The sequence below is a fragment of the Microcystis flos-aquae FACHB-1344 genome, assembly GCF_014698375.1.
Classification (GTDB): domain Bacteria; phylum Cyanobacteriota; class Cyanobacteriia; order Cyanobacteriales; family Microcystaceae; genus Microcystis; species Microcystis aeruginosa.
Map to the genome: position 1 here is coordinate 1 of NZ_JACJSW010000087.1, position 8,070 is coordinate 8,070.

Annotated in this window: 7 protein-coding genes; 5 read left to right on the forward strand and 2 right to left on the reverse strand. The window is 44.3% G+C overall.

Annotation, left to right across the window (positions count from 1 at the left end; all coding sequences use genetic code 11):
* The 3 genes from H6G48_RS26130 to recQ all read left to right on the forward strand — a co-directional run.
* Positions 1–1,870: beta strand repeat-containing protein (locus H6G48_RS26130; protein WP_242034556.1), on the forward strand; the 1,870-nt coding region annotated here is incomplete at its 5' end.
* A gap of 1,021 nt (positions 1,871–2,891) precedes the next feature.
* Entirely contained in the window at positions 2,892–3,503 is a 612-nt protein-coding gene (locus H6G48_RS06565; protein WP_190720284.1) for a DUF3318 domain-containing protein, read from the forward strand.
* Positions 3,504–3,639: 136 nt separating this feature from the next.
* Positions 3,640–5,751: a DNA helicase RecQ gene (gene recQ / locus H6G48_RS06570; RefSeq protein WP_190720287.1), complete on the forward strand. Its 2,112-nt coding sequence runs from the start codon at positions 3,640–3,642 to the stop codon at positions 5,749–5,751.
* A 156-nt stretch (positions 5,752–5,907) separates the two neighbouring features.
* Here the strand turns inward: recQ and H6G48_RS06575 are convergent, their stop codons facing one another.
* The gene (locus H6G48_RS06575) at positions 5,908–6,048 is read right to left on the reverse strand and encodes a hypothetical protein (RefSeq protein WP_002760440.1); all 141 of its coding nucleotides are present in this window, start codon (positions 6,046–6,048) and stop codon (positions 5,908–5,910) included.
* A 914-nt stretch (positions 6,049–6,962) separates the two neighbouring features.
* Here H6G48_RS06575 and H6G48_RS06580 point away from each other — a divergent pair.
* Together H6G48_RS06580 and H6G48_RS06585 are read left to right on the forward strand one after the other, a co-directional pair.
* Positions 6,963–7,235 carry a hypothetical protein gene (locus H6G48_RS06580; RefSeq protein WP_002760442.1) on the forward strand — a complete coding sequence of 91 codons (273 nt, stop codon included), beginning with the start codon at positions 6,963–6,965 and terminating at the stop codon, positions 7,233–7,235.
* Positions 7,236–7,249: 14 nt separating this feature from the next.
* On the forward strand, positions 7,250–7,678 hold the full coding sequence (locus H6G48_RS06585; protein WP_190720290.1) for an Imm30 family immunity protein: 429 nt from the start codon (positions 7,250–7,252) through the stop codon (positions 7,676–7,678).
* Between the two features lie 193 nt (positions 7,679–7,871).
* On the opposite strand, the gene H6G48_RS06590 is transcribed toward H6G48_RS06585, so the two are convergent.
* Positions 7,872–8,021, reverse strand: a complete 150-nt coding sequence (locus tag H6G48_RS06590; RefSeq protein ID WP_190720292.1) for a hypothetical protein — start codon at positions 8,019–8,021, stop codon at positions 7,872–7,874.
* Between the last annotated feature and the right edge of the window lie 49 nt (positions 8,022–8,070).

The window sequence follows — 8,070 nt, forward strand, 5'->3', positions numbered from 1 at the left end:
TAACAATGGTGGAGCAGGTACGGATACGGTGACGATTGACACGCTAAATCCGACCCTTGCAGTCGATATCGTTGATACTTCCCTCAACGACGGAACTAACAATTCTCTAGTCATCTTTGAATTCAGCGAAGATGTCGCCGGTTTTGACAACAGTGATGTGAGCGTCAGCGGCGGAACGTTGAGCAATTTCTCCGGCAGCGGCAGCAGCTACCAGGCCACCTTCACGGCCGACGATGCTGTGGAAACCACCGGCTCGGTGTCCGTGGCAGCGGCCAGCTACACCGACGTGGCAGGCAACACCGGCTCCGCAGGCTCGGATACGGTGACGATTGACACCAAAAATCCGACCCTCGCCGTCGATATCGTTGATACTTCCCTCAACGACGGCGATAACAGTTCTCTGGTAACCTTTGAGTTTAGCGAAGATGTGAATGGCTTAACGGTCGGTGATGTGAGCGTCAGCGGCGGAACGTTGAGCAATTTCTCCGGCAGCGGCAGCAGCTACCAGGCCACCTTCACGGCCGACGATGCTGTGGAAACCACCGGCTCGGTGTCCGTGGCAGCGGCCAGCTACACCGACGTGGCAGGCAACACCGGCTCCGCAGGCTCGGATACGGTGACGATTGACACGCTAAATCCGACCCTCGCCGTCGATATCGTTGATACTTCCCTCAACGACGGCGATAACAGTTCTCAGGTCACCTTCCAGTTCAGCGAAACTGTGAATGGCTTCACAGCCGGTGATGTGAGCGTCAGCGGCGGAACACTGAGCAACTTCACCCAGGTGGATGGCAACAGCTATACGGCCATCTTCACGGCCGACGATGCTGTGGAAACCACCGGCTCGGTGTCCGTGGCAGCGGCCAGCTACAGCGACGTGGCAGGCAACCAGGGCGGAGCGGGTACGGACACGGTGACGATTGATACCAAAAATCCGACAGTGGGCATCAACTTTGCCAGCCAACCGCTCACCAGCCAGAACTTTAGCACTACAGTCACCTTCCAGTTCAGCGAAGCCGTAAGCGGTTTCGCCGCCAGCGATGTGACCCTGACCAACGGGGTGCTGAGCAACTTCACCGGCAGCGGCAGCAGCTACACCGCCACGTTCACTGCCACCAACTTCCAGTCGCCAACGGGAACAGTGGCGGTGTCCAACGGCTATTCCGATACCCCTGGCAACCAGGGTGTTGCCAATTCGGCCAACATCGCCCTGACCGTGGGCGGCGGTCCTGACCCGAATGATGGGCCGTCTGGAGGCAGTAGTGTGATTGGCTCAGGTACAGCTGGAGCGGATTCCATCACCGGATCAACTGGTGATGACAGCATCTCCGCTTTGGCGGGCAACGACTCGGTTTATGGCGGAGCAGGCAACGACACCATCAACGGTGGCAACGGTAACGATGTCATCTATGGCGGTAGCGGGAATGACGGTGGTGTCGATGGAGGCAATAACGATGACCTGATCTACGGAGGCAGCGGTAACGACACCATCTCTGGTGGTAATGGAAACGACACCATCATCGGCGGGTACGGCAATGATTCCCTGACCGGTGACAACAACAACGACACCTTCCAGTTCCTGAGCATCTACGACCAGCAGGATGTGATTACCGATTTCAGTACAAGTGGCACCGACACCATCGTGTTCGATACCACCGGTGCCAGCGCCTTCACGGCCTTTGCGGCCTATTCCGGCAGTACAACTGGATATACCGACGCCCTTGCAGCTGGTTACCTCACCTACAGCGGTGGGGTACTCTCCTACGATGCCGATGGCTCTGCGGGATCAACCTTCAGCCCGTTGGCGATCGTCACGTTGACGGGATCTCCCACTCTCACTAACTCCAACGTACTGTTCCAGAACCTCTAGCTCAAGCAGGCATTCCCCGCCTTATTTCTCCAGCCCCTGCTGGCCATTATTACGGGGAATGTTCTTAACTTCTTCTGCTCTGCACCTGCTGACTGGCCCTGGTTTTGAGCCAGTCCGTAGCCAGTCCGTAGGTTGGGTTGAGCGAATCAATGGGTTAGGGCTGGCTGAATAAATCTAAAAACCTTGCTGGATAAGACTTTTAGACTTTTTGTCAATCCAAAAGTACCGGCCGTGGGAGTGAGCGGGGGGAAAATTCAGGTACTTTTTCCCTGAAAATTAGGTAATTGACCAGATGAAAATCGGTAAAACCCTACACCCCACACCCCACACCCCACACCCTGCCCCCACGAAAAACTTTTTCAGCAAACCCTAGGTTAAAGAAAACCTCTCAATTTTAGGGGAAAGCGAAACCCAACATTTCAGTCCGTAGCGACTGTATCGCCAGTTCGTTGATCAGGTTCGGCTTCACCTTCCCGTTAACGTAGTCACAAGCGGTTCGGGTTCTACTTGGAGTTGGCAAGATCCGGTCAGGACTGGTTTCATCCCCTCATTAATAACCCACATTCCGCACCCTAGTCGTTGAAATCAACAGTTGCTCTAGCCCTTGTATAGTAAGACTTTTAGCGATTACTAAGAATTATGAAGTGTCACACTCTAGTCAGCGATCGCCAGCTTAATGAGAGTTCATCTCAATAATTTGGTATCAGAGCTATCAGATTTTTAGGGCTAATTGTGCATATGCTGGGCAAACAAATTAGCCTGTAATTCAGAGCCGGCAATCGTTTTGACGATTTAGATAAAATTTTCAATGTGACACTTTAGGGTGCGGAATGTGGGTAATAATCAAAACATGAGGATTTTGAGAAAGATGCAAGAATTTATGGGCGATTTTTGGGGCATCGAACCCCTCAAAGCCGAACGGTAGGGACTGACGCGGTTTCGTTGAGAAAATTGTCGGAAAAGAGATATTAGCTCAGAAAGCGATTATACTCAATGATCGAAGACTATTGACCGGCGATCGATGAACCAAGACAACGAGATTAGTCACTTACTAGACCTCATGCCTGCTTCGGGACGGATGATGACGCGCATTGTCAGCAAACCCGAAAGCACCAAGGTAATCGAAACTAATTTTCCCCTGCCCTGGCAAAGAGGAGTCAGACCGATTCCAATTAATTTTGACCTCTGGCGGCAATTATCAAGACCCCAACGGGATCTAGTCTTGTTAAGGGCCGTCTCTGTTTTAACGGCAGTAAAATGGTTTAAACCCGATCTCGATCGATTAATTGCTCTGGCTGGTATGATCGGTTTAACCGTGGAAACCCTGCAAACCGATGCCGTCGGTATGGCAGTAGCGGGGGGTTTAACTGCCTTGGCAATTAACCGGATTTGGCGAGAAAAACGCAGCCCCCAACGGGAATTAGACGCGGATGAAGCGGCCCTAAAAGTGGCTGTTAGACGCGGTTACACGGAAACCGAGGCCGCTAAGGGTTTATTATCGGCTATTGAGACTATAGCTGAAATTGAGGGGCGATCGAGTCTCAATTTTAACGAGTTATTGCGCTGTCAAAATCTGAAAAAATTAGCCAATCTCTCCTTTGTTGGTGTTCCCGATCAGGTGAGACAATCTTAAGGTCAGGAGTCAGGAGTCAGGAGGCAATAGGTAATCTCCCTCCCTCTGTCACCCATTCCGGCGTTCCCTGTTCCCTAAAATCAGAGAGTCTGTAAACTTAAAATAACTACTATAAAAATATTTTTCCCCTTGCTCAATGGCTGCAATTGACTCTTTAGAAAAAGCCTTAAAATATCACTTTGGCTACGATCAATTTCGACCGAATCAACGCCAAATAATTGAGGCTGCTTTAAATAATCAGGATTTATTAGTAATTATGCCCACCGGAGGCGGTAAATCTCTCTGTTTTCAGCTACCTGCTTTAATCAAAAAAGGGGTGACGGTGGTGGTTTCTCCCCTAATTGCTTTAATGCAGGATCAAGTAACTGCTTTAGCTGATAATGGCATCGGGGCAACATTTCTCAATAGCACTTTAAACGCGAAACAAGTCAGAGAAAGAGAATCTTTAATCCTGCAAGGAAAAATTAAACTGTTATATGTCGCCCCAGAAAGATTATTATCGCCTAGTTTTTTAGATTTTTTAGCTGTTATTGATAATTACCTCGGTTTAGCCTGTTTAGCGGTGGATGAAGCTCACTGTGTCTCCGATTGGGGTCATGATTTTCGCCCTGAATATCGACAAATTAAACAAGTTCGTCAACGCTTTCCCTCCGTGCCAATTCTGGCTTTAACTGCCACCGCTACCCAACAGGTTAGAGAAGATATTATCCAACAATTAGGATTGCGAGATACTTCCATTCATATTGCTAGTTTTAATCGTCATAATCTTTATTATGAAGTTCAACCTAAAACCAGTAAATCCTATCAGCAATTGTATCAATATATTAAAGGACAAAAAGGAGCAGGAATAGTTTACTGTATCAGCCGCAAAACCGTCGATAAAGTTGCTGAACAGTTACAAAAAGATGGTATTAATGCCCTACCCTATCACGCGGGTATGGAGGATCGGGAAAGAAGTAAAAATCAAACCCGTTTTATTCGGGATGATGTGCAGATTATGGTGGCGACAATTGCCTTCGGTATGGGGATTAATAAACCCGATGTGCGCTTTGTCGTTCATTATGATTTACCCCGCAATTTAGAGGGATATTATCAAGAATCTGGCCGCGCCGGTAGGGACGGAGAACCGGCTAAATGTACCCTCTTTTTTAGCTTTGCAGATGCCAGAAAAATTGAGTATTTTATTAACCAAAAAACCGAGCAAAATGAACAACAGAAAGCTCGTCAACAATTGCGACAGGTGTTAGATTATGCTGAAGGGACTGAATGTAGAAGATCGAGCGTACTAGGTTACTTTGGAGAAAGTTTTTCGGGTAACTGTGGTAACTGTGATAACTGTCGGAATGGGAACAATTCTGAGGATTGGACGATCGAAGCACAAAAATTTTTATCCTGTGTGGCGCGGACGGGACAGAAATTCGGTATGATGCACATAATCAACGTACTCAGGGGAGGAAAAGGTGAAAGAATCAGCCAATATCAACATCATTTATTATCTACTTATGGCATCGGTAAAGATAAAACTGTGCAGGAGTGGAAACGTTTAAGTCGTTCCCTTGTCCAGCAAAATATATTAGTAGAAACTGAAGACGATTTTAGAATCTTGAAACTTAATCAACACAGTTGGGAAGTGATGCGGAAACAACGTTCCGTGTTTATTGCCGTCCCCCAGAAAGCTAACGGTCAAATCGTGGGAGACGACAATCCCAATATGGTGGAAAGTGATTTATTATTCGAGCGCTTGCGGCAACTGCGGAAAAAAATTGCCGATAGTCAAGGGGTTCCTCCCTACGTTATTTTCCATGATTCTAGTCTGCGTTTGATGGCCCAATCGAAACCCCGGAATTTGGGGCAGTTTCGTCAAATTTCTGGAGTAGTACACAGTAAAGTACAACAGTATGGGGATATATTTATAGCGGCAATTAATGATTTTTGTCAGGATAGTCTTCCCTCTACTCAATTCCTCACTCTCCAATACTATCAAGATGGGTTGAATGCGGAAGAAATCGCTCGCAAAAGAAGCTTAAAAGTCTCAACCATCTATGAACATTTAGCTAAATTGCTAGAAGCGGGTTACGAAATTGATATTAATCAGTTAGTCTCTAAAAATAAACAGGAATATATTCGTTTAGTGATCGAAAAAGTGGGTGATCGATCCCTGAAAACTCTCAAAGAAAATCTGGGAGATAATTATAGTTATGAGGAAATTAAATTAGTTGTTGCTTGGCAAAGACGACCCCGGCAATAAGGCCAGAGCAACTCTTTTGATGCAACCCTCCACTTTACAGGCAATAGGCAATAAATAATCAGTTTTTAATAACCGGATTTAGTATTACAACCAGTGGGTTAATCGGCTCAAAAATTGCTTTTTCTGGGGTTGAAAAATTTTCAACCCCAATTTTTATCATCCAGGAAAAATAACTTCTAGGGGAGCGGGAATCATCTCGCTACGAAAGTCAAGAATCTGGACGAGGATTAAATAGGCAACGGCGATTAAAATCGAAATTGCTCCCGTGATAATGGCGATAATTTTAGCAGAATTCATATAGTTAAACGTTAATTTCCTCAGATTATTGATCTATTCCCGCAAAAGCTACCGAAATTTATTCTCATCTACGATTGCGAGCCTAAACAATTTAAACTGAATATATCTTACAGCACAATTCTCCGAGGCGATCGAGAGGAGGAAAATCTTTACCGAATCAAGGTTAGTTACGGTTAAAGAGATTTTGCCATCAGTTCCACGAAAGAATAGGGTTTATCAGCTAGGAGAACATTCAGAATTTTGACTAATCCCGAACTGAGGTTCAGGTTGAAACCCAGTTTGACGAGAGATAGTCCTTGCGGCTCAGTGTATAGATTAACATCTATGGTAAAGCTTACAATTATTTGTTATTTGAATCTAGACAACCAGCAAAACCCTTGCTATAATCGACAGTATATGGTATAAGACCAATTACATCCACTGCATCCGCATCGGTATCCTCAAAGTTGATCAACCTCGCTTTGTTTTAAGGTAGGCTAAGGTCTGCCTTACTTTTTTGGGTTGGGAAGCACTGGAGTTGGGGGAAAAGAGGAAAATGGGTCATTAAAGCTTAATTATCAGGAAAAAGCTCTGATCGTGTCTAAATTCTAGCTTTCTTTCGGGGCAAGCTTTCGGGTGATCAATAACTAACAGAAACTAAATTTTCGAGTTGTTGTTAGAAAATAGGCGAGCGCTCGCTTATAAAATAAGAGTTTCAGCACTTATGTGTTGACAGGGATTTTCCGAGATAGAAGAGCGATAAGATTTTTATTCACCTATGATAAACCTATGGCCTAAAATAATCATAAGGAGACAACATCACTCAATTTAAACTACTGACAGGAGAAGGAAAAGTCGGGACATACGGCGACTTGTTAAAATTAGGTAGTAGAGGAGATAACTTAACCCCTCATCATCTACCATCCAATGCGTATATGAAAGCGAAAATCAAAGGTTACACAACTAATCAAGGAATTGCTATCATGATGGAACACTTATCCCCCGGAAAAGGAGGTCGTCATCGTCAAACCTTATCTTATGGTAAAAGTCCAGACTTAACCCTTTCCCCTCGACAAACCTTAGCACAAGAAGTTTGGGATATTCGCTCAATTTATCTAGGTCAAGGATTATATAATGCAGATATTAGAAAGGGATTACAAGAACTCATTCAACTTAATAAAACTACCTGGTCAACCTTTTTTGATTAAGGAGCAACAACCCCATGAATTTAATAAAAATCCTACAAGAGAATCGCTTAATGAAAACATCCCAAGAAATTAACTTATTTGAGGAAACATTAGAAAAACTTACCAAATATCCTGATGATAAACATTTAAAAGACTTACATCTTATCCTAGATGATAACTGTGAACATCCTGAAATTATGTTTAGTTTAGTGCATTTTTTAGAAGATTTTGAACCCCAACAACAAATACAAGCTTTTATTGAAGTGATTCCTCAATTAATGATAACTGCACCAGAATGGACAAAAATCATTCACTATCGAATGATTAATGATGAATCTGCTGTTAAAATTTATCAGAATAGTCTGGAATTAGCCAATCAAAAAACACCTCATTTTTTGTATCAACTTTTACTAGAAAGCGTCAAAAATTATATTAATTCATCCTCGGAGGTCATCTTAACCTAAATTTTTGTATGACTTATAGAAATTAAAATGGTATTTTGGTATCTGTAATCCCTTAAAAAATGTCGCTTTTTCTGGCATTTGTTCAAGCTTAATTAATTTAATTTGAGACTCAGCGACTTCCCCCAACCCCCCAAAAGCTTGGATTGAGTAATAAAATCAAAAGTAAACGCCAATTTTAAAAGAAAGTTTCCCCTTAAAAATCCCAACCTATATCTTGAGCAATTAAACCCTCGACACTGTGGCCATCTTCTCCTTGAGACATGAGGTAACGTTCAATTAGAGAATTACAGAGAATGATTGATCCTATAATAATGGGAAAATCCTCAGAGTGAGGAACTCGCATGAAACCAGCATCCCTGATTCAACTAACCGATAGTCTGAAAGCCCTTTAT

Excerpts from the sequence above, each read along its gene's own strand:
- H6G48_RS06580 (WP_002760442.1), top strand. The coding sequence starts at position 6,963 with ATGAAAGCGAAAATCAAAGGTTACACAACTAATCAAGGAATTGCTATC.
- H6G48_RS06575 (WP_002760440.1), bottom strand. The coding sequence starts at position 6,048 with ATGAATTCTGCTAAAATTATCGCCATTATCACGGGAGCAATTTCGATT.
- H6G48_RS06565 (WP_190720284.1), top strand. The coding sequence starts at position 2,892 with ATGAACCAAGACAACGAGATTAGTCACTTACTAGACCTCATGCCTGCT.
- H6G48_RS06585 (WP_190720290.1), top strand. The coding sequence starts at position 7,250 with ATGAATTTAATAAAAATCCTACAAGAGAATCGCTTAATGAAAACATCC.
- H6G48_RS06590 (WP_190720292.1), bottom strand. The coding sequence starts at position 8,021 with ATGCGAGTTCCTCACTCTGAGGATTTTCCCATTATTATAGGATCAATC.
- recQ (WP_190720287.1), top strand. The coding sequence starts at position 3,640 with ATGGCTGCAATTGACTCTTTAGAAAAAGCCTTAAAATATCACTTTGGC.